The organism is Mesorhizobium sp. C264A, assembly GCF_040324515.1.
Classification (GTDB): domain Bacteria; phylum Pseudomonadota; class Alphaproteobacteria; order Rhizobiales; family Rhizobiaceae; genus Mesorhizobium.
In genome coordinates this window covers 1,993,568-2,016,943 of sequence record NZ_JAMYVY010000002.1, presented here as the reverse complement: position 1 = coordinate 2,016,943, position 23,376 = coordinate 1,993,568, and the positions used below count along the sequence as shown (strand labels likewise).

The following is a 23,376-nucleotide window of genomic DNA, read 5'->3' as shown; positions in this document are numbered from 1 at the left end:
GCACGCCGCCGCCCTCAGGTCGTCGCACGTGATCCGCTTCGAAAATGTCGGCCTCCGCTATGGCATGGGTCCGGAAATCCTCCGCGACATCTCCCTGCACATTCCGGAGAGCTCCTTCCAGTTCCTGAGCGGGCCCTCCGGCGCCGGCAAGACGACGCTGCTGCGCCTTCTGTTCATGTCGCTGAAGCCGACGCGCGGGCTGATCACCATCTTCGGCAAGGACCGCTCGCGCATCTCGCGCGCTGAACTGCCGCATCTCAGGCGCCGCATCGGCGTGGTGTTCCAGGATTTCCGTTTGCTCGACCACATGACCACTTATGAGAATGTCGCTCTGCCGCTGCGAGTGCGCGGCCGCGAGGAAGCGAGCTACCGCACCGACGTCACCGAACTTTTGAAATGGGTTGGCCTGGGCGAGCGCATGCATGTGCTGCCGCCGGTCCTTTCGGGTGGCGAAAAGCAGCGCGCGGCAATCGCCCGGGCCTTGATCGAACAGCCCGAAATCCTGCTTGCCGACGAGCCGACCGGCAATGTCGACCCGCCACTGGCACGCCGGCTGCTCAGGCTGTTCATCGAGCTCAACCGGCTCGGCACCGCGGTGGTGATCGCCACTCACGATCTCGGCCTGATGGAACAGGTCGACGCGCGCCGCATGATCCTGGCCGGCGGAAGGCTGGATATTTATGACTGAAGTATCGGCCGAACAGCTGCATGAAGACGCCGCCGAACCGGCGACGACGACGCAGCGCGTCCAGCGCCGCATGGCGCCGATCGTGCCGGCGCAGAATATTGCCGGCCGCGCCTTGGTGCTGGTGATCGCCATCATGACCTTCCTGTCCTGCCTGACTTTCGGCGCCGTCACGCTGGTGCGCGACACTGCCTCGGTCTGGGAAAACCAGATCTCGCGCGAGGCGACGATTCAGATCAAACCGGTCGACGGCCTCGACATGGAGGCAGCCCTTGCCCAGGCCTCGCAGATCGTCGGCGAATTCCCCGGCGTGAAGGAAACCCGGATCATCGATCGCGACGCCACCGCGCGTCTGTTGGAGCCATGGCTGGGCTCGGGCCTGAATATCGACGAATTGCCGGTGCCGCGCCTGATCATCGTCACCATCGACGAGACCAGTCCGCCCGACTTTAGCGCCATCCGTGCGGCGCTCACGCCCAAGCTGCCGAGTGCTTCGCTCGACGATCACCGTACATGGGTCGACCGGCTGGTCGCCATGGCCCGCACCACGGTCACCATCGGCATCGCCGTGCTGGTCCTGATGCTGTCGGCGACGGTGCTGACCGTAGTGTTTGCGACGCGCGGCGCTATGGCGGGTAACGGCCATATCATCGAAGTGCTGCATTTCGTCGGCGCCGAGGCGCGCTTCATCGCGCGCGAATTCCGCTGGCATTTCCTGGTCACCGGGATGAAGGGCGCGGCCGCCGGCGGCGCAGCCGCGATCCTGGTTTTCATCGTCTTTTCCTGGTGGTCGTCGCGCAACATGGCAACGCCGCAGGCCGACCAGGCCACTGCTTTGTTCGGCAATTTCGCCATCGGATCGGCAGGCTATCTCGGTGTCGGCCTGATGGTGCTGGTGATCGGCGGACTGACGGCGGCGACCTCGCACGCCACAGTCGTCGCCTATCTCAGCGACATCGATGTCCGCCAGCCGGATGCGGGGTGAACCGTGAGGGCAGAAGCGAAAACAGTTCGGGGGCAAGGACAGGAATGGAAGGGACGATCACGGATCGAAAACCGACGTAACGCAATGTGCGCTTTTTTCCTTACCAAAAAGGCATTTCAGGATTAACCATAGGACGATGAACGCGCGGGAGTCGACCGGAACGGCTGGACAGATGCCAGTGGTGCGTTCGCGTGTGCGCACCGGGCTGGGCCGTTTGCGCACCGCCCTGCGTCTCGCCTCCCTCTGTCTACTGCTGCTGGTGGCCCTGTTTGCCGGTGGCTTCGGCTGGTTCGCCAGCAAGGTCAGCCACATGACGACTCCGGCCAACCCGGCCAAGGCCGATGCGATCATCGTCTTGACCGGCGGTCAGGCCCGCCTCGACGCAGCACTCGATCTGCTTGCCTCCGGCAAGGGCGAGCGGCTGCTGATCTCAGGCGTGCATCCCTCTGCCAGCCGCCGCCAATTGCAGGCTGCTACCGGCGGCGACAAGGCGCTGTTTTCCTGCTGTGTCGACATCGACCGCGCCGCGCTCGACACGATCGGCAATGCCGAGGAAAGCGCTAAATGGATGGAGAGCCACGCCTATGGCAGCGTCATCCTCGTCACCAACAATTACCACATGCCGCGCAGCCTGCTCGAGATGGGCCGCCTGCTGCATGGCGCCAGGCTTGAACCCTATCCGGTGGTCAACACTAATCTGGACAATGGCGACTGGCTGACCAAGCCAGAAGCGCTGCGCGTGCTTCTGACCGAATACAGCAAATACCTGCTGGCGCTGGCGCGCGGCGTCGTCCCGGTCCGCCAGACCGCCGACACCGTCGCACTGGCCGAGGTTTCGACCGCCAAGGACTAAAGCAATTCCAGGAAAAGTGTGTAGCGGTTTTCCCGGGAAAAACACGTACGCTTTCCCTTGGGAATTGCGTCCAAACAGACGACTCTGACGGCGCTCGATTACCCCTTGGCCGTGCCGTCTTCCGCGCCACGCAGCCGCGCAATCTCCTGTTCGAGGCTTTCAATCCGCTTGTCGCGTTCGGCGAGTGCGGCCGCGACATCGGCGGCCTCGAATCGCTGCGGAATGTGTTGCGGGCAATTGGCATCCCAGGCCGAGACGGTGAACAGGATGACCTGCTCGGAGCGCGCCTTGTAGTCCTGCGGCATCAGCCTTGCCAGAAGCTCGGCATCGTCCTCGACGACCCGCGCCGTGCCCCAGATCTTGACGCGCTGGCGATGCGCATAGTCGATCAGGAACAGGAATGCTTGGTTGTTGTCGGCGAGATTCCCTTGCGTGATGAACTGCCTGTTCCCGGAGAAATCGGCAAAGCCGATGGTCTTTTCGTCCAGCACCTTGAGGAAGCCGGCTGGCCCGCCGCGATGCTGGATATAGGGCTGACCCTCGCCATTGGCCGTCGACAGGAAGACGCTGGTCTGCGCCGCGATGAAGTCGGCGAGGTCGGGCGTGATATGGGCGCGCCATCCGCCGCGCTCCTCGGCGCTGGCATAGCCCTTGCGCGAACCTTTGCGGGTCTGGATCGCCTTGACGGTCGGCGTGAAGGCGACATCGCTGGTGAAAGTATGAGCATTCATGGAAGCCTCCGCGAGGCCGAAACACGGCCATTGTACGCGAAGAGGTAGATCCTTCCATGTTTTGGATGTAGATGGCATAGTTGCAAGCTATCCTTCCAATTTCCGGAAGAAAGTATGGATCGTCTCGAAGCCATGTCGCTGTTCGTCGCCGCGGTGGAAGAGGGCAGCCTTTCCGCTGCCGGCCGCCATTTCGGCATTCCACTGGCAACGGTCAGCCGCAAGGTTTCCGACCTCGAAAAGCACCTTCAGGCGCGCCTGCTGAACCGTTCGACCCGGCAGCTCACGCTGACCGATGCCGGCCAGGTCTATCTCGCCGCCTGCCGCCGCATCCTCGGCGAGGTCGGCGAAGCCGAACGCACCGCTGCCGGCGAATACAGCACGCCGACCGGCGACCTGTTCATCACCGCGCCGGTCGTTTTTGGTCGCCTGCACGTGCTGCCTGTCGTCACCGAATTCCTGGCGGCTTATCCTCAAGTCAACATTCGCCTGACGCTGGCTGACCGGATAACCCAACTGGCGGAGGAACATCTCGACCTTGCCATCCGCATCGGCGAGCTTGCGCCTTCGAGCCTCATTGCCATCCGCGTCGGCGCGATCCGTCGCGTCGTGTGCGCCAGCCCCGCCTATATCGCCGCGCATGGCATGCCGCGGACGCCGGACGATCTGGCCGCGCATGAATGCATCAGTTTCGAAGGGCCTGCAGCGCTCGCCAGCTGGAGCTTTGCCGGCGACAAGGGCGAACTGATCGTGCCGATCCACTCACGGCTGCGCGTCAACACGGCGGAAGCTGCAATCGATGCCGCGATTGCAGGCGCCGGGATGACGCGGGTGCTCTCCTACCAGATCGCGGACGCAGTACGTTCCGGCGTGCTCGTCCCGGTCTTGCGACCCTTCGAGCCGCAGCCGTGGCCGGTGAGCCTCGTCCATGCCGGCCAAGGCCTGCTGGCGGTGAAACTAAGGGCGTTCCTCGATTTCGCCGCTCCGCGGCTGAAGCAGCGGCTGTTGCAGGCGACGTGGTGAGTTGAGACTGGCTTGAGTCAGTGGCGAGCCGGCCTATGTCAGGCCATTGCGGCGTTTCCTTTTTGCCCGCGCTTGGTGTAACCAACGCACACCTCCTCAACGGGCCCTTCCCCGCATGCTCTATATCCGCTCGCTGGCGTTCAACTTCGTCTTCTATGTCAATCTGATCGTCCAGATGGTCCTCTGGACCCCTTACTACTTCCTCTCGCCACGCCATCGCGCCTGGTTCGTGCCGAAATTCTGGTCGCGCACCAGCCTGTGGCTCTACGACAAGATCGCCGGCACCAGGAGCGACATCACCGGCGTCGAGAACCTGCCGGAGGGCTCTTTCATCCTGGCGCCGAAACACCAGTCGTTTTGGGACGCGATCGCTTTCTTTCCCTTCCTCCACGATCCGCTTTATATCCTGAAGCGCGAGCTGACCTGGATCCCCTTCTTCGGCTGGTACATCCTGAAGATGCGGATGATCCCGGTTCACCGCGGCAGCCGCTCCAAGGCGTTGAAGCAGGTCGTTGCATCGACAAAGCAGGAGATGGGGCGCAATCCGCGCCAGCTGATTATCTACCCCGAAGGCACGCGCCGAGCGCCAGGCGACGAGCCGGCTTACAAATACGGCATTGTCGAGCTCTATACGCAGCTTGGCGTCCCGGTGGTACCGGTCGCCCATGTCGCCGGCCTCTATTGGCCTCGCCGCAAATTCTTGCGCTTTCCCGGCACCATCAAGGCCCGCTTCCTGCCGCCGATTCCGCCCGGGCTCGGCAAGGACGAATTCATGGACCGGCTGATCGGCGATACGGAAGTCGCCTGCGACCAGCTGCTGATCGAGGCATCGCAGGCTCCTAACCCGCCGCAAATGCCGCCGACGGCGGTCAAGCGGCTGGCCGAACTCGCCGCGGCCGCCAGAGCAATTCCAGGAAAAGTGTGAGCGGTTTTTTCCGTCCTGAATTGCGCCAAAACAAAAAAGGCCAAAGCTTGATCTCTTCTGCGGGCCGGCTCAAGGCCACGCCGCCAGCGCCGTGGTCAGCACCAGCGTCGCCGCGAAGGCCAGATTGATGATCCGCGACGCCAGCGGCTGGCGCAGGGTGCGGGCGAAGGCCGCGCCGGCCAGCAGCCACAGCATATGGATGGCTACGATCATCAGGGTGAGAACCGCCAGCCTGGCCGGGATGCCGAGAGCATCGGCGCCGGCTGCGGTCGCGGAGCCAGCAAGGACCGCAGCAATCGCCACATAGGCTTTCGGGTTGGCAACGGCGAGCAGGAAGCCGCCGAGGAAGGTCGGCAGAACCGCGCTGCTGTCACGCGCGGCCAGCGGCGGCGCTGTCGCTATTCTGTAGGCGAGGTAGAGAATATAGGCGGCGGAAGCGACCGCCAGCACTGGCGCTACGCCCGGCATCGAGGTGAGGATAGCCTTGATGCCGGTGGCCACGACCAGCAGCACCGCGACCGTGCCTAAAATGATCCCCGATGTGTAGTGAAGCGAATTGCGCAGGCCGAAGGCGGCCCCTATCGCCGTGACGCTGATCGTCGCCGGGCCAGGACTGCCCATGACGACGGTTGCCGCCAGCACCAGCGCCAGCAATTGCTGCCAGGGCTGCGCCTGCGAAAGAAGGTCTGCGGCCATGCTGCCTCTTCTCCACAATAATGGAGAACAGTGTGGCAAGGCAGACAGCCGTCGTCTTGAACGATCGTGCCGAACCTGCGCGGCTAGGCGCTGGCCTTGTCCAGCGCCACGAGATCCTCCGCGCTGAGCTTCAGCGATGCGGCGCGCACCAGGCTGTCGACCTGGTCCAGCGTCGTTGCGCTGGCGATCGGCGCGGTGATGCCGGGCTGCGCCATCACCCAGGCGAGTGCTACTTCCGCCTGCTTGGCCGAATGGCGCGCCGCCACAGTGTCGAGTGCGGCCAGAATGCGCATGCCGCGCGCATTGAGATAAGCCTTCACGCCGCCGCCGCGTTCACTTTTGCCGAGATCGGCCTCGCTACGGTATTTGCCGCTCAAAAACCCCTTGGCGAGACTGAAATAGGTGATGACGCCGATATCCTCGGCCACGCACAGATCATGCAGCGGCCCGTCGAAGGATGAGCGGTCGTAGAGATTGTATTCCGGCTGCAGCACGCTGTAGCGCGGCAGCCCGCGCAGGCTGGCAACATCGAGCGCGGCGCGCAGCTGGCCGGCGTCAAGATTCGAGGCGCCGATATGGCGGACCTTGCCGGCAGCGAGCAGCTTCTGGTAGGCGCCGAGCGTCTCCTCATAAGGGGTTGTCGGGTCCGGCCAATGCGAGAGATAAAGGTCGATCACGTCGGTCTGCAGTCGCTTGAGCGACGCCTCGACTGCCCTTTCGATATGGGCAGCGGACAGATCCTTCTTGCCTTGTCCCATATCCGAGCCGACTTTGGTGATGACGATGATCTTGTCACGGTTGCCGCGGCTTTTCATCCATTTGCCGATGATGGTCTCGGACTCGCCGCCCGCGTGGCCGGGCACCCAGCGCGAATAGGCATCGGCCGTATCGATAGCGTTGAGGCCGGCGCCGCCGAACCGGTCGAGTAGGTCGAAGGAGGTCTTCTCGTCCGCGGTCCAGCCGAAGACATTGCCGCCCAGGACCAGCGGCGCGATGGAAAGGTCGGTTTGACCGAGACGGCGTTTTTGCAAGACGGGGCTCCGTGGGCTGGCGGCGGGCGGCCCGAATGCTTCGGGCCGCAGCTAAGCTAGGTCTCGCCGCGCCGAGGTCAAAGGCCTCAGCCAATTTTTCCAGCGGGCCAGCGCTTCACAAAGGCGCGAGCGCTTCGCCTGCAGGCTCGCCGTGGTCTACTGGCTCACGAGGCGATCCGCTTCGCCACCTCTTCCAGCCAGTGGTCGCTGATACCCAGCGCCGCGAGATGCTGCAGCGTGTTGAGCACATAGTCCTCGTTGTTTCCGGACTGGCCGACGGCGCCACGGATAACACCTGCCGCATGCGCGGGGTCGAGCCCGCCGGCATACTGCTCATGCTGGCGGTCGACGATATAGGCGACCGCTTTCACTCTCTCTCCCGCAGCCGCCCCATTCCCGTCGAGGCTGATATCGAGCACACGCTCGAGGTAGACGCTGGTCACCAATTCGCGCTCGCGCAGATAGGTCAGCACCTCATCGCGCAGCTCGCCGGGCACGCGAAAGGCCAGCCCGATGCAGGAGCCCCCACGGTCGAGGCCTAGCACCAGGCCCGGCCGCTGGCGCGTGCCGCGATGCACGAAGGAATAGACGCACAGCGACCGGCGGTAGCCGTAAAGCCGCGCGCGGCGGGTCTCCACATGCGCAAATCCCGGCCGCCAGATCAGCGAGCCGTAGCCAAAAACCCAAAAATCGCCCATATCGCCAAGCCTGATTGCACGAGAGTGACGCCGCCGCATCGGAATCGGTGCTCTTCTGTTCTTTTTGCTTGTTGCGTAAGCCACAGTCCACCCGCAACACGCCCGCGTTAATGAAAGCCGCAGCATGACGTCAAGTGACGAGCGTCCGTCGAAGTTTCGCCGCCGGCTGATGTGGCTCGCTGCCTTGGTCGTTATGCTGTTCGGCGTCTACAGCGCGGTCTGGTTCTATGTCGCCGGTCGCGTCAGCAGCGAAGCCGACAAGGCGGTGGCCTCGCTCAAGGACAAAGGCATCGAGGCCGGCTGCGCCAACCTCACCGTCAGCGGCTACCCCCTGCGTTTTGCCATCTCCTGTGACAATCTGGCTTACGAGGACGACGCCAGGAACGTTGCCGCCTCGGCAGGCAGCTTCAACTTCGTTGCAGAACTCATCCGGCCTTTGTCGCCTGCCGCCGAGTTGCGTGGGCCACTGCGGACCTCGGTGCCCGGGATGGCGCCGCTATGGATCGATTGGGACAATCTGCAGGCCAATGCCAAGCTCTCCTGGCCCTTGCCACGCAGCATTTCGCTGCAGGCCGAGAGCTTGTCCGGCCAGACCGATCCGGCCGACGACACCGACCCGGTTTCACTGTTCAGCGCCGGAACGGCGGCGGGCGAGTTGCGGCCGGACGGTCAGGACCTTGGCTATACCGGAAGCTTCACCGATCTTGAGATCGACGCCGACGCGATCGGCGGGCGCGTGCTGCCGCCGCTCGACGGCAGCGGCGACGCGACGCTGAAGAACGGCGTCGCGCTGATGAAGACGCAGGCCAGGAGCCTGCGCGGCCAGGCGGTCGGCATCCACAAGCTCGATCTGTCGTCGGGAACCGCGCGCATCACCGTCTCCGGCCCGGTGTCGGTCGACGCCAACGGCCAGGTCAATGCCGACCTGACGATCAAGCTGCAGGATCCCAAAGCCGTGGCGGCAATCCTCGCCACCGCAATCCCCGAGCAGAAGAGCCAGATCGAGCAAGGCTTTGCCGGTCTGGCGCTGCTCGGCAACGAACCGTCGATGCCGCTCAAGGTGGTGAAGGGCAAGGTCTCGCTCGGCTTCATTCCGCTGGGCAAGATCAAGCCGCTCGATTAGAGCAATTCCAGGAAAGTGTGAGCGGTTTTCCGTCCGGAATTGCGTTAAAACAAAGAGATAGAGCATGATCGCAAAGAGCGGGAATGGCTTTTGGGGAGAGATCATGCTCGAGCAAGCCGACGCATGAACCGACCGGTGAAACTGCTGAGCGTTGGCGCGCTGACGCTGGATACCATCCTGCGCGTCGAAACCCTGCCCACGCATCAGGGCAAGTTCATCGCCTCGGACGGGATCCAGATCGCCTCGGGCATGGCGACAAGTGCTGCCTGCGCCGCCCGCCGTCTCGGCGCCGAGGTGTTCCTGTGGGCAAGTGCAGGTGGCGATGCCGTCGGCGACCAATTGCTGGCCGGCATCGAGGCCGAGGGCGTCGATTGCGGCTTTGTCCGCCGCGTCGAAGGCGCCCGCTCGGCGCTGGCCGCGATCCTGGTCGACGCTCATGGCGAGCGCATCATCGTGCCCTTCTACGACCCAAAGGCGCAGGCCGACCCCGAGGCGGTGCCTGTCGCCGATCTTTCCGGCTTCGATGTCGTGCTGGTCGATGTGCGCTGGCCGGGCGCCGCCGCTCTTGCCTTGACCGCCGCGCGCAGCGCCGGCCGTCCCGCCATCCTCGACGCCGACACGGCGCCGGTTGAGGTGCTGGAGCGCCTGCTGCCGCTGGCATCGCACATCGTCGCTTCGGAGACGGCGGCACGCATCGTCTGCGGCCATGCGCTGGACCCCGAAACCGCCTGCGCCGACCTCGCCAGCCGCACAGACGCCTTTGTCGCGGTTACCGGCGGAGCCGCGGGAAGCTGGTGGCATGACCGGTCCGCCGGATGGGTGCGCCACATCGCGGCGCCGAAGGTCAAGGCGGTCGACACGCTGGCCGCCGGCGACGTTTTCCACGGCGCCTTTGCCGTTGGACTTGCTGAGGCCATGCCGGTCGAGCACGCGTTGCGCTTTGCCAGCGCGGCGGCCGCGCTCAAATGCCAGCGCTTCGGCGGCCGGCTGGGCGCGCCGGACCGCGCCGAGACAATGGCCATGGTCGCGGCGACCTGGCGCGTCTGAAACAGGTTTAACTTTTCACCGGGTGCTCGATCGCCTGGCGGCCGAAGTCCGGCACGTCGATGTCCTGGCCGGCTTCGATGATCGAGCGTCGCACGGCGCGGGTCCGGGTGAACAGGTCGAACAGCTTGTCGCCGTCGCCCCAGCGGATCGCCCGCTGCAGCGAGGCGAGGTCCTCCGAAAAGCGCGCCAGCATTTCCAGGATGGCATCCTTGTTGTGCAGGCACACGTCGCGCCACATGGTCGGGTCGGAGGCGGCCAGACGGGTGAAGTCGCGGAAACCGGAAGCCGAATATTTGATCACTTCCGACTTGGTCACCGATTCCAGATCGTCGGCGGTGCCGACGATGTTGTAGGCAATGATGTGCGGAAGATGCGAAACGATGGCCAGCGTCATGTCATGATGCTGCGGGTCCATCGTGTCGATGTTGGAGCCGCAGCGCCGCCAGAATTCCGACAGCTTTTCCAGCGCGGCCGGATCGGTTCCCGGCAGCGGCGTGAAGATGCACCAGCGGTTTTCGAACAGCTCGGCGAAACCCGCATCCGGGCCCGATTTCTCCGTACCCGCCAGCGGGTGTCCCGGAATGAAGTGCACGCCGTCCGGCACATAGGGCTGCATTTGCGCAATGACGGAGGCCTTGGTCGAACCGACATCGGTGAGGATGGCGCCTTTTTTCAGCGCCGCTGCGATCTCTTGCGCCACCTCGCCCGACGATCCCACAGGCACCGAGACGATGATCAGGTCGGCGTCGCGGACCGCTTCCCTGGCGCCGGTGGTGTAGCTCTCGCCAAGACCGAGCTCCTTCGCCCGCGCCAGCGTGGCCGGGCTGCGCGTCGCGATGGCGACATGGCGGGCCAGGCCCTCGCGGCGGATGATTCGGGCCAGCGACGAGCCGATCAGGCCGATGCCGACCAGCGCGATCTTTTCAAACATCGGTAATGTCATTGTTTCAGCTTTTCAGGAATGTCGTGAGGGCATCGATGACGCCGCGATTTGCTTCTTCGGTGCCGACGCTCATGCGCAGCGCATTGGGAAAGCCATAGCCGGTAACGCGCCGCAATATATAGCCGCGCTGGGTGAGGTAATCGTCCGCCGCCTCAGCCGAATGCCTCTTGTCGTCGGGAAAGTGGATGAGGACGAAATTGCCGACGCTGGGCGTCACGCGCAGCCCAAGCTTCGTCAGTTCTTCATTCAGCCAGGTAAGCCAGGTCTCGTTGTGCAACGAACTGCGCTCGACATGGGCGCGGTCGCGGATGGCGGCAATGCCGGCCTCGATCGCTGTTGCGTTAACGTTGAAAGGGCCGCGGATGCGGTTGATGGCATCGACGATGTGCAGTGGGCCATACATCCAGCCGATGCGCGCGCCGCCAAGGCCAAGCTTGGAGAAGGTGCGGGTCATGACCACATTCTGTGCGCTGCCCGCCAGCTCGATGCCGGCCTCATAGTCATTGCGCCTGACATATTCGGCATAGGCCGCGTCGAGCACCAGAAGCACGTTGCCCGGGAGAGCGGAATGCAGGCGGCGGACCTCCTGGAACGGCAGATAGGTTCCGGTCGGATTGTTGGGATTGGCGAGGAAGATGATTTTGGTCCGCGGCGTCACCGCGGCCAGGATCGCGTCGACGTCGGCGCGTTCCTCGGTTTCCTTGATCGTCACCGGTGTCCCGCCGGCCGACTGGATGTAGATCTTGTAGATCATGAAGGCGTGTTCGGTGATGATGGCCTCATCGCCGGCCGCCAGATAGGTCTGCGCCAGCAGGCCCAAAATCTCGTCGGAACCGTTGGAGCAGATGATGTTTGCCGGGTTGAGGCCATGCACCTCGGCGATCGCCTCGCGCAGCCGGCGGGCGGTGCCGTCGGGATAGACATCGAGCTTGCTGGCCACTTCGCGCGCGGCCTCGATCGCCTTCGGCGACGGGCCGAGCGGGTTCTCGTTCGACGACAATTTATGGACCTTGGCGACGCCGGCCGGTGCCGTGCTCTTGCCCGGCACATAGGCGTCGATGTCCATAATGCCCGCGCGGGGCGTCGGCCGTGCCTTGTCCGCTGTCTTGTCCATGCCGCAAATCCATCGAGAATGCCTCCGTCCGGAGGCCGCAGCGGAAATACAAGCCGTAGCCGCGAATGTCGAGAGGCGGGCAATAGCTGGCCGTTGACGCCGGGCCGCACGAGTTCTAGAAGAACGCAACAGTTCCGTGGTGATTTGGCCGGTCGGCTTGCAGCCACGTTAAACAACTCGCTAAAGGGCCGTTTGCGTGACGTAACCGGCTTTGCGATCGCATTGCCGGTTTTTTATTGCCTGACGGCGGGCAAGGAGAGTCACATGGCCGCGCTCCGCGCTACAAAAACCAACAACGAGGCCGACAACCCGTCGAGCCCTGTGTTGCGTTTTGGCCCTGACAAGCCGCTGAAGCTCGACGCCGGCACGCTTTTGTCGCCGTTCCAGATCGCCTACCAGACATATGGCGCCCTCAACGATGCCCGCACCAACGCCATCCTGGTCTGCCACGCGCTGACCGGCGACCAGCATGTCGCCAGCACCAATCCGGTGACCGGCAAGCCCGGCTGGTGGGAAGTGCTGATCGGTCCCGGCAAGATCATCGACACCAACCGCTTCTTCGTCATTTGCTCCAACGTCATCGGCGGCTGCCTCGGCTCCACCGGTCCGGCCTCGACCAATCCCGCCACCGGCAAGCCCTACGGCCTCGACCTGCCAATCATCACCATCCGCGACATGGTGCGGGCGCAACTGATGCTGGTCGACCATTTCGGCATCGAAAAGCTGTTTTGCGTGCTCGGCGGCTCGATGGGCGGCATGCAGGTGCTGGAATGGGCGTCATGCTATTCCGAGCGCGTCTTCTCGGCCCTGCCGATCGCCACAGGCGCACGCCATTCCTCGCAGAACATCGCCTTCCACGAGGTCGGCCGCCAGGCTGTCATGGCTGATCCGGACTGGCATGGCGGCAAATATTTCGAGCACGGCAAGCGCCCGGAAAAGGGGCTCGCCGTGGCGCGCATGGCCGCCCACATCACCTATCTGTCGGAAGCCGCCCTGCATCGGAAATTCGGCCGCAATCTGCAGGACCGCGAAGCGCTGACCTTCGGTTTCGACGCAGATTTCCAGATCGAAAGCTATCTGCGCCACCAGGGCATGACATTCGTCGACCGCTTCGACGCCAACTCCTACCTCTACATGACCCGTTCGATGGATTATTTCGACCTCGCCGCCGACCATGGCGGCCGGTTGGCAGATGCCTTTGCCGGGACCAAGACCCGCTTCTGCCTGGTGTCCTTCACCTCGGACTGGCTGTTCCCGACCGAGGAGAGCCGCTCGATCGTGCATGCGCTCAACGCCGCCGGCGCCTCCGTCTCCTTCGTCGAGATCGACACCGACCGCGGCCATGATGCCTTCCTGCTCGATGAACCCGAACTGTTTGCCGCCATCAAGGGCTTCATCGGCTCGGCGGCCCGCGCAAGGGGGCTCGCCTCATGAGCGTCAATGGCAGCCAGCGCGTCGACCTCGAAGTGGTGGCCAACCTGATACCGCCGCAGTCGCGGGTGCTCGATGTCGGCTCCGGCGACGGCCTGCTGCTCGAACTCCTGCAGGAGACCAAGCAGGTCGACGGCCGCGGGCTGGAGCTGTCACAGCGCGGCGTCAATGAATGCGTGGCGCGCGGTCTCTCGGTCATCCAGGGCGATGCCGATACCGACCTCGAATTCTATCCGGACAAGGGTTTTGACTTCGTCGTCCTGTCTCAGACGCTGCAGGCGACCCGCAACCCGAAGCTGGTGCTCGACGAGCTGCTGCGAATCGGCAACCGCGCCATCGTCTCCTTCCCCAATTTCGGCCACTGGCGGGTGCGGCTGTCGCTGTTCGTCAAGGGCCGGATGCCGGTGACCGCGGACCTGCCCTATTCCTGGTACGACACGCCCAACATCCATTTCTGCACCATCCGCGACTTCGTCAATCTGGTCGAGGAACTCGGCGCTTCGGTCGAGAAAGCCACCGCGCTCGACGGCAACGGCCAGAAGATCGGCCTGTCGATGCCATGGTGGTTCTGGAATTTCTTCGGCCAGCAAGCGGTGTTCTTGCTGAAGCGGTAGTTTGCCCCTATTCCAGCACGTCCGTCGCCTTGTGCGGGTGCTGAACGCCATCGGCGATGATCACATCGGCGTGGGAGTTGTCGGTGCGCAAGGCCAGAATCTCCCGATAGGCTGATGAATCGTACCAGCCCTACGCATGCGCCCTGTCCGGAAACTCGATGACGATCAGATGCCCGGGCCATTCGTTTTCGACCACGTCCATGTCGCCGCCGTGGACAAGGAAGCGGCCGCCGAACGGCTCCAATGTGGCGTCGATCCTCTGCAGATACTCGACAATCTGCGGGCCCATTGTGACTTGACGCATATGGGCGACGGCGTAGGCGGCCATGGCTGAACTCCCTGTGAGATCGAAGCCCGACGACCGGCTTCGTTGGCGCAATCTGCAGACATGATGGCCATCGGTCGATTACGTCTGGGGTAATCGGCCGGCTTACCGGCGTCCTGGCTCAACAGTTTGTGATGACATTGCCGCTGGTTTTTTGTAGCGTCGAATCGAATGCCATCCCGGGGTAAGGCTTGGACGGCGACCATCAAAACCTCCGGCCTCCAGGCATTTCGGGGCACAATCGAAGCAACATGTCCAAGGCAACCGACCTCGCTCCGCTGATCTCGGTGATCACACCGACGCACAATCGCCGCAGCAAGGTGGTGCGCGCCGTGGAGAGCGTGCTGGCGCAGAATTTTCCCCGGTTCGAACACATTGTCGTCGATGACGGCTCGACCGACGGTACGGCAGCCGCACTTGCCGAAATCCGCGATCCACGGCTGATCTATGTTGGCTCGAAATGGCGCGGCGCCAATGCCGCCCGCAATGCCGGCATCGAGCGGGCGCAGGCGCCGGTGGTGACATTCCTCGATTCCGACGACGTCTATTTGCCGGATCGCCTGGCGCGGACGCTGGAGCAGTTCGACAACAATCCCTCGCTCGAAGTGCTGATCAGTTCCTTCGTGTCGCTGAAGGGCAATCGCCGCACCAACTGCGTCAACCGCGAGGCGCTGCTGAGCCGCGACTCGCTGGAGCGGGCCCTTGTCGCGCAGACCATCTTCATTGCCGGGTCGGCAATCACCGCCCGGCGCGAGTCGCTGCTGGCCATCGGCGGCTACGACAGTGACGTCACGCGCATGCAGGATCGCGAATTGTTGCTGCGCTTTGCCCGTCGCAGCGGCGCGCAGCTGTCCGAAGTGATCGACTGGAAAAAGTACAACTCGGAGAATTCGATCTCCGGTCGCCGGGACGGCTATGTCGAAGCCTATGCGAGCTTGATCGACAAGCACCCCTATATCGCCGACCGCTACCCCTACATTCCGCCTTACATGATCGCCCGGCAGCTCATCGCCGATGCACTCAAGGGCAGGGTTTCGCAGGCGTTCTCCGGCTATATGGCCAACCGGTCGTCGAAGGCGCTTGGCTATTCGCTGCCGCAGCTGTTGCGTGGCTATGTCGGCGGCCGGCGCTGGCGCCGCGATCTCTATGCCGAATTTCGCGACAAATACGGTGCACGGCCGGCCTGAAGTTTGCCGACAAGCCGCGCAGCGGCTTTCCCCTCCGAACTGCCTCAAACCTCATTTGTCGAGTTCCGGCAGATATGGGTCGGAATATAGCCGCCGGTCGCGTTCGCCCTGCAGGCAGTCCATGGGTGCGGCGGCATCGATCGGGACCACGGTCGCATCGGCGATGCCGCTCACCTCCAGGATCAACTTGCGGCGTATGGCGGTGGCGAATTCCGAGGCCGCATAGATCGGCAACACGAAGGAGCCGGGCCCACCGGTGACGCAGTCGTCATAATACTGGTCGAGATGGCTGAAGGTCGGCGACGGGCTGATCAGGATCGGCAGGCCGTTGATGACGATGCCCTTGGCCACCGCCGCATCGCGTGTCGTGGCGACGGGCAGCCCGGTGTTGTTGGGACCGTCGCCGGAAATGTCGATGACGCTGCGTGGCGCATCGAACCCCGTGCCCTCGAACAGCCCGGCGCCGAAGGCAAGCGCACCGGAAATCGAGGTGCCGCGAAAGCTGCGGAACGGCCGCGCTTCTATTCTGTCGGCTAAGGCGTTGGCGCTCTCTGCGCTGTCGATCACCTGCCAGGCGATGACGCCATCCTCGCGCACGACGCCCGCCCATTCGAAATAGGCAAGCGCGATGCGCCCGGTGGTTCCCGAGCGCACGGCCTTGATGAAATCGGGATGCCTGAGCGCCTCGACATAGCCAGCGCGCTGCAGCGCGAACTCCCTCTCGTCCATCGACTGTGAGATGTCGACGGCCAGCACCAGTTCGACATCCACGGCAACGGCCGGGGCAGCCACGGGCGTGGTGCAGGCAAGGCAGGCAAGCAGGCTGAGCGCATCGAGCATGGCCGCACCACGGATGTTTCGACCCGTGAATCTTCGCCGCGATCGCGGCGAAATAAAGCCCCTTCTACTTCTTTCGCCGCACGGCCGCTTTCGGCGGCGGGTCGATGGCGCCGGTCCTGACTCGGGCGGGTTTCAATGGCGCAGCACCCGTATCCTTCACGATGTTCAATGCGCGTGGAAAGAAATGACCATTGTGCAGTCCGCGCCCGATGTTGAGGATCGCGGTTTCCGGCAGGCGTTTCTCCAGCATGGACAGTACCCTTCGCAGCGAAGGACCATCGAACGCGTCCATCGCTTCGTCGATGATCACCCATTTCGGCTGCCGCAAGGCCAGCCTGGCGAAGGCCAGCGACCGCTGTTCGTCATCGTTGAGTTCACGCTCCCAGCGTGCGGAACGGTCGAGCGAGGATGACAGCCGCTCGAGGCCGACCTCGGCCAGCACCGCCCCAAAATCAGCATCGCCAGCCGGCGCCGAGCCATTCGGATGCAGCACTTCGCGTAACGTGCCGGCAGGAAAATACGGAACACGCGGCACGAAAATCGGCGTTTCTCCGGCCGGCAAGCCGATCCGCCCGCTGCCCCAGGGCCAAAGGCCGGCAATGGCGCGGAAGAACAATGTCTTGCCGGCGCCTGGGTCGCCGGTGATCATGACGCGCTCACCGGGATGGATCTCGACATGGCTGTCTGAAAGTTTGGTGCAGCCCTCCGGCGAGGCCACTTGGAGCTTCTCGAAGGTCAGGCTGCTATTGGCGTTATCGCCGAATTCGATGCGCTTTTCCTTGTCGTGCAACACATCGGTTTCATCGAGCGCAATGCGGAAGTCGGCAACGCGCATCAGCGTGGCGCGCCAGTCGGCGATGCCGCCGATATTGTTGATGAACCAGCGCAGCGACGAGTGCACCTGGTTGAAGGCGCCGACCGCCATCATCAAGCCGCCAAAGCTGATATCGCCTGAAAAATAGACCGGCGATGCCACAAGGATCGGCGCCACCACGGTGATCCAGCCATAGGTATCGGTCACCCAGGAAAGGTTGATCTGCGCTTTGTAGATGTTTCGCATCGCGCCCAGCACCGTGCCAAGGTCGATTTCGAGCCGTCTCTTGGCATCGGCTTCGCCGTGATAGAGCGCGATGGCGTCGACATTCTCGTTGACGCGCACCATCCCGGAACGCAGCTCGGCCTCGCGGGTGTAGCGGTCGCTGTTGAGGCGGATCAGCGGCCGCCCGACCAGCCAGCTCAGCCAGGAGGCGATGCCGGCATAGAGGAACGCGGCCCAGACCATGTAGCCCGGTATCGCCAGCGACCAGCCGTTGATGTGGAAGACGAAGCCCGACGAGAGTTGCCAAAGCACGCCGACGAACGACACCAGCAGGATGAAGGATTGCAGCAGGCCGACGCCGAGGTCCGTCGACAGATCGGACAGATGCGCGGCATCCTGCTGCATGCGCTGGTCGGGATTGACGCCGATGGCGCCGGCATTGGCGAGCCGGAAGGCCCGCGCCGGCCGCATCCATTGGTCGATCAGGTCGAGCGTCAGCGCCTCGCGCAGCTTCAGCCGGATCATCTGGTTGAGCCAGGTCTGAGCGATGTTGAGCAGGAGCAGCGTGCCGGCAATCACGGCAAAGATCATCAGCTGATGCAGGAAGGCCGCCATGTCGCGACGCGCCAGCGCATCGTAGAAAGGCTGGTTCCAGCGGTTGAGCAGAACCTGGCCGATCGACGTGGCGACGATGACCGCCATAATGCCGACCGACGTCCAGACCAGCCACTTGCGCACCGGTGAGCCTATCAGCGCCCGTTTGATCGTCGCCACCTGATCGCGCAGGCTGCTGGCTTCGACGGTTACCGGCTGAGCGGTGGCGGACTTGTCCGGTTGATCAGCCATGCACGAGGTCCTTGCGTTCAGAAGCGTTGCTGAAACCAGATGGAGATACCTGAAGGCATCCGCCGCTCAAACGGACCGCGAATGCATCTGCGACAGATAGGTGGGAAAAACCCACGCAACACCAGTTTTCATGATGATCACGAAGGTGTCACCTGACGCGTCGTCGATGTCACCCCTTCCGCCCGGCGGCCAAGCCGCGTCGCACCGTGCGGTGACAGTACCGGCACGAAGACACGGCGCGAGGCGCGCTGCGCGACCGGCACGCCCTGATAGAGCCGCTTCTGCGCCTCGACCACGATGACGCCGGAAAAGATCGGCCAGAACCGCCGGCCGGCGCGCTCCAGCACATTGTGGAACCGCATCATGAAGCGCCGCGGCGATGGCGGGAAGAACAGCGCGTCGGACCAGGAAGCCGGTGTGAAATTCGCCTCGCGCAGCAATTCTGTCAGCTGGCCGCGCGAGAACGGCCGGCCATTGCCGAACGGCGTGTGCTCGAACCGCGCCCAGACACCCCGCCGGTTGGGCACGACGATGACGACGCGCCCTGCCGGCGACAGCACCCGCCAGATCTCGTTCAGCGTCTCGCGCGGGTTTTCGACATGTTCGAGCGAATGCACGAGCAGCATGCGGTCGATGCAGGAATCGACCAGCGGCAATTCCTCGTCGAAGACCAGCGCCGTAGCCGTCGGCCCGTTCGCCGGCCAGACGACGGCGCCTTGCGTAGCAGGCATGAAGGCAAACACCCGCTCGGCATCGGTGCCGAACCGCTCCAGCCACGGCAAGGTATAGCCGAGCCCGACCAGCCGCTCATTGGGCACTGTTGCCCATATTGAGGACAGCGCCATGGTGATCGAGCGTTCAGCCAGGCGGCCGAGCGTGGTCGAATAGAAGGATCGGAGATCGACGATATCGGAATGCATGCGCGGGACGGTAGCTGCGATGCCGCCCAAGTTCAACAAAGCCGGCACGTTCTGCAAAGCTAGAGTGACATCGGCGGCCAAGCGCCCTATGTCTGCGCCAACAGATGGAGAGATGCCAATGCCCGTCGAAATCGAACAGTTCATGTGCCGCAGCGACAATTTCGGCGTGCTGGTGCATGACCCGAAAAGCGGCGAGACCGCCATCATCGACGCGCCCGAAGAAGCGCCGATCATTGCCGCGATCGAGCGTACCGGCTGGAAGCCGACGATGATCCTGACCACCCACCACCATGTCGACCATGTCGAGGCCAATCTGGCACTGAAGGAGCGCTTCAAGCTGCGCATCGTCGGACCGGAGGCTGAAAAGGAAAAGATCCCCGGCATCGACGAGACCGTCGGGCAAGGCTCGGTCGTCCATCTCGGCGGCGAGCGGATCGATGTCATCGCCACGCCCGGCCACACAGCGGGCCATGTCTCCTATCATTTTCCGGCCTCGAAAGTGGCGTTCACCGCCGACACTTTGTTCGCGCTCGGCTGCGGCCGGCTGTTCGAATGCAAGCCGCCGGTGATGTATGAGTCGCTGAAGAAGCTCGCCGCACTCCCGGCCGACACGGTCATCTATTGCGGCCATGAGTATACGCTTTCGAACGCCCGCTTTGCGTTGACCGTCGACCCGACCAATTCGGCGCTCAGGGAACGCGCCGCCAAAATCGAGACCCTGCGCGCCGACAACAAGGCGACGCTGCCGACCACGATCGGCGAGGAATTGTCGACCAATCCGTTCCTGCGCTGGCACGACCCGGCGATCCGCAAGCATCTCGGTATGGAGGCGGCCCCGGACGCCGAAGTGTTCGCGGAAATTCGCAAGCGCAAGGACAATTTCTGAGAATCGTTCCGGGATCAGCCATGACCAGCGCCGCTGAAATCATCGCCACGCTCGGCCTCAAGCCGCATCCGGAAGGCGGCTGGTATGCCGAGACCTTTCGCGACGGCGCCGGGCGGGGCCATTCGACGGCGATCTATTTCCTCCTTGAACAGGACCAGATTTCGGCCTGGCACCGGGTCAAGGACGCGGCCGAGGTCTGGCATTTCCATGCCGGGGCGCCGCTGGCGCTGTCGATGTGCGAGGAAGGCAGTCCAAAGGTTAACCAGGTGATCGAGCAGGTGCTCGGCATTGAACTTGCGGCGGGCGAGCGGCCGCAGATCGTTGTGCCGGCCGGCTGGTGGCAATCAGCGCGCAGCCTCGGCGAATGGACGTTGGTCGGCTGCACCGTGGCGCCGGGCTTCGACTTCGCCGCGTTTGAAATGGCCGAGCCGGGCTGGCAGCCTTAGGCCAGAAGAAAACCAAGAGTTATGCAGAGCTGGGCGGCATAGTAGAGCACCCAGACCGCATAACGGATGCCGGCGCGATAGGGTGCTATTGCCGGAACCAGGAATTTCTCCGCGGCAAGCAGCCCGTCCGATGCCATGAACATAACAGCGCCGCCGATGACCCACGGATTGTCGAGCGTCAACGCCGAGATGCCCATCGCCAGAATGGCCGCGATATAGATGGCGATCGGCACCCGCAGGCCGGGACTGACACGGCGCCAGAGCGCCGCCAGCATGACGACTGCGAAGGCCGCCATGGCAAGCGCGATGGCGCCGCGCCATGTCTCGGTGCTGAGCACATCCAGCCCGCCGCCGCCGCGCAGGAAGAGCGGCACATAGAGGACATGCGCCGCAAGGAAGCTGGCCAGCCCGCCGAGGAAGGCCTTTTCGCCGTCACGCGACAGGAAGGCATCGCCGACGCCGCTGAGCAGCAGTGCGACGACGAGCAACAGCGGCCCACCTTGCATGAAGGCCAGCGCCGCAAGCATGGCCACGGCCAGCGTCTTTGCCGCCGAGCGGGCCAGCGTCGGCCGCATATCCAGGGTGAAGGCGTAGATCACTGCCGCCACCAGCGAAAAAATCAATGTTGCATTTGCGTTGGCGTCGATGCCGCCGGCAAACGGCATCGTCATGCGCTTGCCCCGCCAGTTGCCGCCTTGCGCAGGAACAACGATTTCGCCGCCAGCGCCGCCCCACCCGTGATCAACACGCAGGCCGCCAGGATACGCAGCGACGGCTCGGCAACGCCCGCCGCGATCAGCACCAATGTCGACAGCAGTGGCGCCGCATAGCTTGCCGCGCCGAGCACCTGGATGTTGCCGCGCTTTACGCCGATATCCCAGGCGTAGAAGGCGGCACCCACCGGCATCAACCCCAAACCAACCACCGCCAGCCACTGGCCGGGGCCATCGGGCAGCACCATCTTTTCCAGCAGAAGATGGCAGATGAGGGACAGGGCTGCCGTGGCGGCGCAGAACCAGGTGACGATCGAGGTTGGCACCGCCGGAAAGCGCCGCGACAGCAGCGAATAGGACGACCACAGCAGCGCACAGACGGCCGCCATCGCATAGCCGAAGGTGTAGCGAGCATCGAAGGCGAGGCCGCCACCCTTGGTGACGATCAGCACGGTCCCGGCGAGCCCGAGCAGCGCGCCGACGACATGGTTCCAGGCCAGCTTCTCGCCCGGCATCAGCGCTGATCCCAGCACGATCAGCAGCGGCCACAGATAGGCGATCAGGCTTGCCTCCACCGCCGGCGCGTTGCGCAGCGCGGTGAAATAGAAGAAATGGTAGCCGAACAGTCCGGCAATGCCGATCACCCAGACCTGGCGTGGGATCTTCAGGCTTTTATCGGTCGCCGGCATGAACAGCCGGGCAACCAGCCCGACCGCGGTGCCGATGGTGAAGGTGATGGCCGAGAGCAAGAATGGCGGCACGGCGCCCGACGCATCGGTGAGCAACGCCAGCAGCGCCCACATGGCGACCGCCGAGAAACCGATCAGTGTTGCGCGCCCCATGCCCGTCTCCGGCGACTCGCCCCATTTCTATCGGGTGGGCGCGTCTATTCAGTAGCTTCGAACCGCCCCGCGCTGACAGTCAAGGTGCCGATCTGCGTCCCGACCGTGGCGTGGATCGGCGCATATATGCCGGTTTGGCCGAGCGGTGCAAACGTCACCATCATCTGGCTCTTCTTCTTCAGGTAATTCAGCGCCTTGCGGCCCTTGCGGTAGCCTGCCACCGGCTCGAAGCTCATCTTGCAGGTAACGGTGTCGCCCTTGTAGCCCTTGACCGAGATCGATCCTTTCGAGGCGTAGGTCAGCGTCAGGTCGGCGCGCATCTCGCCGTCATAGAATTTCACCTTGCGCCCGCAGACCTGGTCGAGGCTGTCGGCATGGATGACGGTAGCCGCCATCGGATCGAGCACCGATGCCAGATCGTTGCTGCCCAGCGGTATCCAGTTTTTGGGATTGCGCTTTTTCGGCTCGGGAATGACCTGGGTGGCGGTCACCGCGCCATTGGCAAAGCGGATATCGACCATGGAAGCCTTCTTGCCGGACTTATAATCGGCGCGAAATACCTGCGGCTGCATCTGCTTGCCCAGGATCTTGCCCTTTGACGAGATCGTGCCGCTCGTGTCGTCGAACAAGGTGGCGAGACCGGCGCTGGAGACGGTGCCCTCTATGGAATAGCTATCGCCTTCGTAGTGGCTGGAAAATGTCGCCTTGGCCACGGAAAGGCCGAGGAACGACACCGTGTATTCGCCCTTGAAGGACTGTGCGGTGGCTGCGGGCGCGGCGGCAAGGATTGATGTCGGCAAAGGCGCGACAAGTATGGCGACAACGGCATGTGACGGGCGAAGCATGGCGGGCTCGGTCCTTGATTTTTTAACCGGAAGCGGGCGACTCCGGCTCGAAATGTCCCTGTCCGACCGCTTATAGGCTGAATTCCGGCCTTTATGTGAAACGCTCGTCACAGTCGTGGGCAAGCCGGAGCTTGACGCATTGGCGAAATGCAACTATGGAACGCCAACTTTTCCATAAGGCCGCCTGACTGAAACCGCGCGCCACCCGGCGCGGGCGAACAAGGTTTGGCAGGCTAGACAGAACTGAAGGTTAGAACCATGTCCCGCACCTGCGAACTCACTGCCAAGGCAGTCCAAACCGGCAACAATGTGAGCCACGCCAACAACAAGACCAAGCGCCGCTTCCTGCCGAACCTCGTCAATGTGACGCTGATTTCGGAAGCGCTGAACCAGAATGTGCGCCTGCGCATTTCGGCCAACGCGCTGCGTTCGGTCGAGCATCGCGGCGGCCTCGACGCCTTCCTGGCCAAGGCCGACGCCAAGGAATTGTCGCAGCGCGCGCGGCTGCTGAAGAAGCAGATCGCCAAGAAGCTGGCCGACCAGCCCGCCGCTTAACGATATCAAGGCGGGGGACGACCGCCCTGAGCATCG

The 23,376-nt window shown here is 63.7% G+C and carries 25 protein-coding genes, 1 pseudogene and 1 riboswitch; of the genes and pseudogenes, 13 read left to right on the top strand and 13 right to left on the bottom strand.

Annotation, left to right across the window (positions count from 1 at the left end):
* Positions 1–28 precede the first annotated feature (28 nt).
* The 3 genes from ftsE to NKL04_RS28930 all read left to right on the top strand — a co-directional run bounded on the left by ftsE (position 29) and on the right by NKL04_RS28930 (position 2,523).
* Positions 29–688, top strand: coding sequence for a cell division ATP-binding protein FtsE (gene ftsE / locus NKL04_RS28940; RefSeq protein WP_023685344.1), 660 nt, complete (start codon positions 29–31; stop codon positions 686–688).
* On the top strand, positions 681–1,670 hold the full coding sequence (locus NKL04_RS28935) for a cell division protein FtsX (RefSeq protein WP_023701396.1): 990 nt from the start codon (positions 681–683) through the stop codon (positions 1,668–1,670). Before ftsE ends, NKL04_RS28935 begins: the two co-directional genes overlap by 8 nt.
* 172 nt (positions 1,671–1,842) lie before the next feature.
* Positions 1,843–2,523 carry a YdcF family protein gene (locus tag NKL04_RS28930; RefSeq protein ID WP_245271426.1) on the top strand — a complete coding sequence of 227 codons (681 nt, stop codon included), beginning with the start codon at positions 1,843–1,845 and terminating at the stop codon, positions 2,521–2,523.
* 98 nt (positions 2,524–2,621) lie between these two features.
* Here NKL04_RS28930 and NKL04_RS28925 read toward each other — a convergent pair whose 3' ends face one another.
* On the bottom strand, positions 2,622–3,254 hold the full coding sequence (locus NKL04_RS28925) for a pyridoxamine 5'-phosphate oxidase family protein (RefSeq protein WP_023701394.1): 633 nt from the start codon (positions 3,252–3,254) through the stop codon (positions 2,622–2,624).
* A gap of 114 nt (positions 3,255–3,368) precedes the next feature.
* On the opposite strand from NKL04_RS28925, the gene NKL04_RS28920 reads away from it, so the two are divergent.
* Both NKL04_RS28920 and NKL04_RS28915 read left to right on the top strand, forming a co-directional pair.
* The gene (locus NKL04_RS28920) at positions 3,369–4,274 is read left to right on the top strand and encodes a LysR family transcriptional regulator (protein ID WP_023701393.1); all 906 of its coding nucleotides are present in this window, start codon (positions 3,369–3,371) and stop codon (positions 4,272–4,274) included.
* Positions 4,275–4,389: 115 nt separating this feature from the next.
* A complete protein-coding gene (locus NKL04_RS28915) occupies positions 4,390–5,199 on the top strand; it encodes a lysophospholipid acyltransferase family protein (RefSeq protein WP_023701392.1) in 810 nt (269 codons plus the stop codon).
* A gap of 69 nt (positions 5,200–5,268) precedes the next feature.
* Here the strand turns inward: NKL04_RS28915 and NKL04_RS28910 are convergent, their stop codons facing one another.
* The 3 genes from NKL04_RS28910 to NKL04_RS28900 form a co-directional block, all read right to left on the bottom strand.
* Positions 5,269–5,895, bottom strand: a complete 627-nt coding sequence (locus NKL04_RS28910) for a LysE family translocator (protein ID WP_023701391.1) — start codon at positions 5,893–5,895, stop codon at positions 5,269–5,271.
* Positions 5,896–5,978: 83 nt separating this feature from the next.
* Positions 5,979–6,926 (bottom strand): aldo/keto reductase, encoded by a 948-nt coding sequence (locus NKL04_RS28905; RefSeq protein WP_023701390.1) that lies wholly within the window; start codon positions 6,924–6,926, stop codon positions 5,979–5,981.
* 164 nt (positions 6,927–7,090) lie between these two features.
* Positions 7,091–7,624: a gamma-glutamylcyclotransferase gene (locus tag NKL04_RS28900; RefSeq protein WP_023673305.1), complete on the bottom strand. Its 534-nt coding sequence runs from the start codon at positions 7,622–7,624 to the stop codon at positions 7,091–7,093.
* A gap of 124 nt (positions 7,625–7,748) precedes the next feature.
* Here NKL04_RS28900 and NKL04_RS28895 point away from each other — a divergent pair, with 124 nt between their 5' ends.
* Both NKL04_RS28895 and NKL04_RS28890 read left to right on the top strand, forming a co-directional pair.
* Entirely contained in the window at positions 7,749–8,747 is a 999-nt protein-coding gene (locus NKL04_RS28895) for a DUF2125 domain-containing protein (RefSeq protein ID WP_023701389.1), read from the top strand.
* Between the two features lie 123 nt (positions 8,748–8,870).
* On the top strand, positions 8,871–9,794 hold the full coding sequence (locus tag NKL04_RS28890; protein ID WP_352724740.1) for a sugar kinase: 924 nt from the start codon (positions 8,871–8,873) through the stop codon (positions 9,792–9,794).
* Positions 9,795–9,801: 7 nt separating this feature from the next.
* On the opposite strand, the gene NKL04_RS28885 is transcribed toward NKL04_RS28890, so the two are convergent.
* Together NKL04_RS28885 and hisC are read right to left on the bottom strand one after the other, a co-directional pair.
* On the bottom strand, positions 9,802–10,737 hold the full coding sequence (locus NKL04_RS28885) for a prephenate/arogenate dehydrogenase family protein (protein WP_023701388.1): 936 nt from the start codon (positions 10,735–10,737) through the stop codon (positions 9,802–9,804).
* 4 nt (positions 10,738–10,741) lie between these two features.
* The gene (hisC, locus tag NKL04_RS28880) at positions 10,742–11,851 is read right to left on the bottom strand and encodes a histidinol-phosphate transaminase (RefSeq protein ID WP_023686716.1); all 1,110 of its coding nucleotides are present in this window, start codon (positions 11,849–11,851) and stop codon (positions 10,742–10,744) included.
* Between the two features lie 126 nt (positions 11,852–11,977).
* Positions 11,978–12,055, top strand: a riboswitch (SAM riboswitch).
* A 60-nt stretch (positions 12,056–12,115) separates the two neighbouring features.
* Here hisC and metX point away from each other — a divergent pair.
* Both metX and metW read left to right on the top strand, forming a co-directional pair.
* Complete coding sequence (gene metX / locus NKL04_RS28875) at positions 12,116–13,285, top strand: homoserine O-acetyltransferase MetX (RefSeq protein WP_023685352.1); 1,170 nt, start codon at positions 12,116–12,118, stop codon at positions 13,283–13,285.
* On the top strand, positions 13,282–13,896 hold the full coding sequence (gene metW / locus NKL04_RS28870) for a methionine biosynthesis protein MetW (protein WP_023685353.1): 615 nt from the start codon (positions 13,282–13,284) through the stop codon (positions 13,894–13,896). The genes metX and metW overlap by 4 nt, the downstream gene beginning before the upstream one ends.
* Before the next feature lie 7 nt (positions 13,897–13,903).
* On the opposite strand, the pseudogene NKL04_RS28865 reads toward metW, so the two are convergent.
* Positions 13,904–14,224, bottom strand: a pseudogene (locus tag NKL04_RS28865) (DUF1330 domain-containing protein).
* A 248-nt stretch (positions 14,225–14,472) separates the two neighbouring features.
* Here NKL04_RS28865 and NKL04_RS28860 point away from each other — a divergent pair.
* Positions 14,473–15,408, top strand: coding sequence for a glycosyltransferase family 2 protein (locus NKL04_RS28860; protein ID WP_023673297.1), 936 nt, complete (start codon positions 14,473–14,475; stop codon positions 15,406–15,408).
* Positions 15,409–15,459: 51 nt separating this feature from the next.
* Here the strand turns inward: NKL04_RS28860 and NKL04_RS28855 are convergent, their stop codons facing one another.
* The 3 genes from NKL04_RS28855 to NKL04_RS28845 all read right to left on the bottom strand — a co-directional run bounded on the left by NKL04_RS28855 (position 15,460) and on the right by NKL04_RS28845 (position 19,053).
* Entirely contained in the window at positions 15,460–16,248 is a 789-nt protein-coding gene (locus NKL04_RS28855; RefSeq protein ID WP_023701387.1) for a DUF1194 domain-containing protein, read from the bottom strand.
* Positions 16,249–16,312: 64 nt separating this feature from the next.
* Complete coding sequence (locus NKL04_RS28850) at positions 16,313–18,133, bottom strand: ABC transporter ATP-binding protein/permease (protein ID WP_023701386.1); 1,821 nt, start codon at positions 18,131–18,133, stop codon at positions 16,313–16,315.
* 137 nt (positions 18,134–18,270) lie between these two features.
* Complete coding sequence (locus tag NKL04_RS28845) at positions 18,271–19,053, bottom strand: class I SAM-dependent methyltransferase (RefSeq protein WP_023670688.1); 783 nt, start codon at positions 19,051–19,053, stop codon at positions 18,271–18,273.
* Positions 19,054–19,171: 118 nt separating this feature from the next.
* Between NKL04_RS28845 and gloB the strand changes: the two genes are divergently transcribed.
* Together gloB and NKL04_RS28835 are read left to right on the top strand one after the other, a co-directional pair.
* On the top strand, positions 19,172–19,939 hold the full coding sequence (gene gloB, locus NKL04_RS28840) for a hydroxyacylglutathione hydrolase (RefSeq protein WP_023701385.1): 768 nt from the start codon (positions 19,172–19,174) through the stop codon (positions 19,937–19,939).
* 20 nt (positions 19,940–19,959) lie between these two features.
* The gene (locus NKL04_RS28835) at positions 19,960–20,385 is read left to right on the top strand and encodes a cupin domain-containing protein (RefSeq protein WP_023701384.1); all 426 of its coding nucleotides are present in this window, start codon (positions 19,960–19,962) and stop codon (positions 20,383–20,385) included.
* Here NKL04_RS28835 and NKL04_RS28830 read toward each other — a convergent pair.
* From NKL04_RS28830 to NKL04_RS28820, 3 genes are read right to left on the bottom strand one after another with little or no spacing between them, the layout of a single operon-like run.
* Positions 20,382–21,056, bottom strand: a complete 675-nt coding sequence (locus tag NKL04_RS28830) for a lysoplasmalogenase family protein (RefSeq protein WP_023670685.1) — start codon at positions 21,054–21,056, stop codon at positions 20,382–20,384. The two genes, NKL04_RS28835 and NKL04_RS28830, sit on opposite strands and share 4 nt — an antisense overlap.
* Positions 21,053–21,940 (bottom strand): aromatic amino acid exporter YddG, encoded by an 888-nt coding sequence (yddG, locus tag NKL04_RS28825; protein ID WP_023701383.1) that lies wholly within the window; start codon positions 21,938–21,940, stop codon positions 21,053–21,055. The genes NKL04_RS28830 and yddG overlap by 4 nt, the downstream gene beginning before the upstream one ends.
* A gap of 44 nt (positions 21,941–21,984) precedes the next feature.
* Positions 21,985–22,785, bottom strand: a complete 801-nt coding sequence (locus tag NKL04_RS28820) for a DUF3108 domain-containing protein (RefSeq protein WP_023701382.1) — start codon at positions 22,783–22,785, stop codon at positions 21,985–21,987.
* Positions 22,786–23,043: 258 nt separating this feature from the next.
* Here NKL04_RS28820 and rpmB point away from each other — a divergent pair, with 258 nt between their 5' ends.
* Positions 23,044–23,340, top strand: coding sequence for a 50S ribosomal protein L28 (gene rpmB, locus NKL04_RS28815; RefSeq protein ID WP_023670682.1), 297 nt, complete (start codon positions 23,044–23,046; stop codon positions 23,338–23,340).
* The last annotated feature ends 36 nt before the right edge of the window (positions 23,341–23,376 follow it).

Bases quoted from the DNA above. Each gene is read 5' to 3' on its own strand.
- NKL04_RS28935 (WP_023701396.1), top strand. From the start codon at position 681: ATGACTGAAGTATCGGCCGAACAGCTGCATGAAGACGCCGCCGAACCG.
- NKL04_RS28930 (WP_245271426.1), top strand. From the start codon at position 1,843: ATGCCAGTGGTGCGTTCGCGTGTGCGCACCGGGCTGGGCCGTTTGCGC.
- NKL04_RS28925 (WP_023701394.1), bottom strand. From the start codon at position 3,254: ATGAATGCTCATACTTTCACCAGCGATGTCGCCTTCACGCCGACCGTC.
- NKL04_RS28920 (WP_023701393.1), top strand. From the start codon at position 3,369: ATGGATCGTCTCGAAGCCATGTCGCTGTTCGTCGCCGCGGTGGAAGAG.
- NKL04_RS28915 (WP_023701392.1), top strand. From the start codon at position 4,390: ATGCTCTATATCCGCTCGCTGGCGTTCAACTTCGTCTTCTATGTCAAT.
- NKL04_RS28910 (WP_023701391.1), bottom strand. From the start codon at position 5,895: ATGGCCGCAGACCTTCTTTCGCAGGCGCAGCCCTGGCAGCAATTGCTG.
- NKL04_RS28900 (WP_023673305.1), bottom strand. From the start codon at position 7,624: ATGGGCGATTTTTGGGTTTTTGGCTACGGCTCGCTGATCTGGCGGCCG.
- NKL04_RS28895 (WP_023701389.1), top strand. From the start codon at position 7,749: ATGACGTCAAGTGACGAGCGTCCGTCGAAGTTTCGCCGCCGGCTGATG.
- NKL04_RS28890 (WP_352724740.1), top strand. From the start codon at position 8,871: ATGAACCGACCGGTGAAACTGCTGAGCGTTGGCGCGCTGACGCTGGAT.
- NKL04_RS28885 (WP_023701388.1), bottom strand. From the start codon at position 10,737: ATGACATTACCGATGTTTGAAAAGATCGCGCTGGTCGGCATCGGCCTG.
- hisC (WP_023686716.1), bottom strand. From the start codon at position 11,851: ATGGACAAGACAGCGGACAAGGCACGGCCGACGCCCCGCGCGGGCATT.
- metX (WP_023685352.1), top strand. From the start codon at position 12,116: ATGGCCGCGCTCCGCGCTACAAAAACCAACAACGAGGCCGACAACCCG.
- metW (WP_023685353.1), top strand. From the start codon at position 13,282: ATGAGCGTCAATGGCAGCCAGCGCGTCGACCTCGAAGTGGTGGCCAAC.
- NKL04_RS28860 (WP_023673297.1), top strand. From the start codon at position 14,473: ATGTCCAAGGCAACCGACCTCGCTCCGCTGATCTCGGTGATCACACCG.
- NKL04_RS28855 (WP_023701387.1), bottom strand. From the start codon at position 16,248: ATGCTCGATGCGCTCAGCCTGCTTGCCTGCCTTGCCTGCACCACGCCC.
- NKL04_RS28850 (WP_023701386.1), bottom strand. From the start codon at position 18,133: ATGGCTGATCAACCGGACAAGTCCGCCACCGCTCAGCCGGTAACCGTC.
- NKL04_RS28845 (WP_023670688.1), bottom strand. From the start codon at position 19,053: ATGCATTCCGATATCGTCGATCTCCGATCCTTCTATTCGACCACGCTC.
- gloB (WP_023701385.1), top strand. From the start codon at position 19,172: ATGCCCGTCGAAATCGAACAGTTCATGTGCCGCAGCGACAATTTCGGC.
- NKL04_RS28835 (WP_023701384.1), top strand. From the start codon at position 19,960: ATGACCAGCGCCGCTGAAATCATCGCCACGCTCGGCCTCAAGCCGCAT.
- NKL04_RS28830 (WP_023670685.1), bottom strand. From the start codon at position 21,056: ATGACGATGCCGTTTGCCGGCGGCATCGACGCCAACGCAAATGCAACA.
- yddG (WP_023701383.1), bottom strand. From the start codon at position 21,940: ATGGGGCGCGCAACACTGATCGGTTTCTCGGCGGTCGCCATGTGGGCG.
- NKL04_RS28820 (WP_023701382.1), bottom strand. From the start codon at position 22,785: ATGCTTCGCCCGTCACATGCCGTTGTCGCCATACTTGTCGCGCCTTTG.
- rpmB (WP_023670682.1), top strand. From the start codon at position 23,044: ATGTCCCGCACCTGCGAACTCACTGCCAAGGCAGTCCAAACCGGCAAC.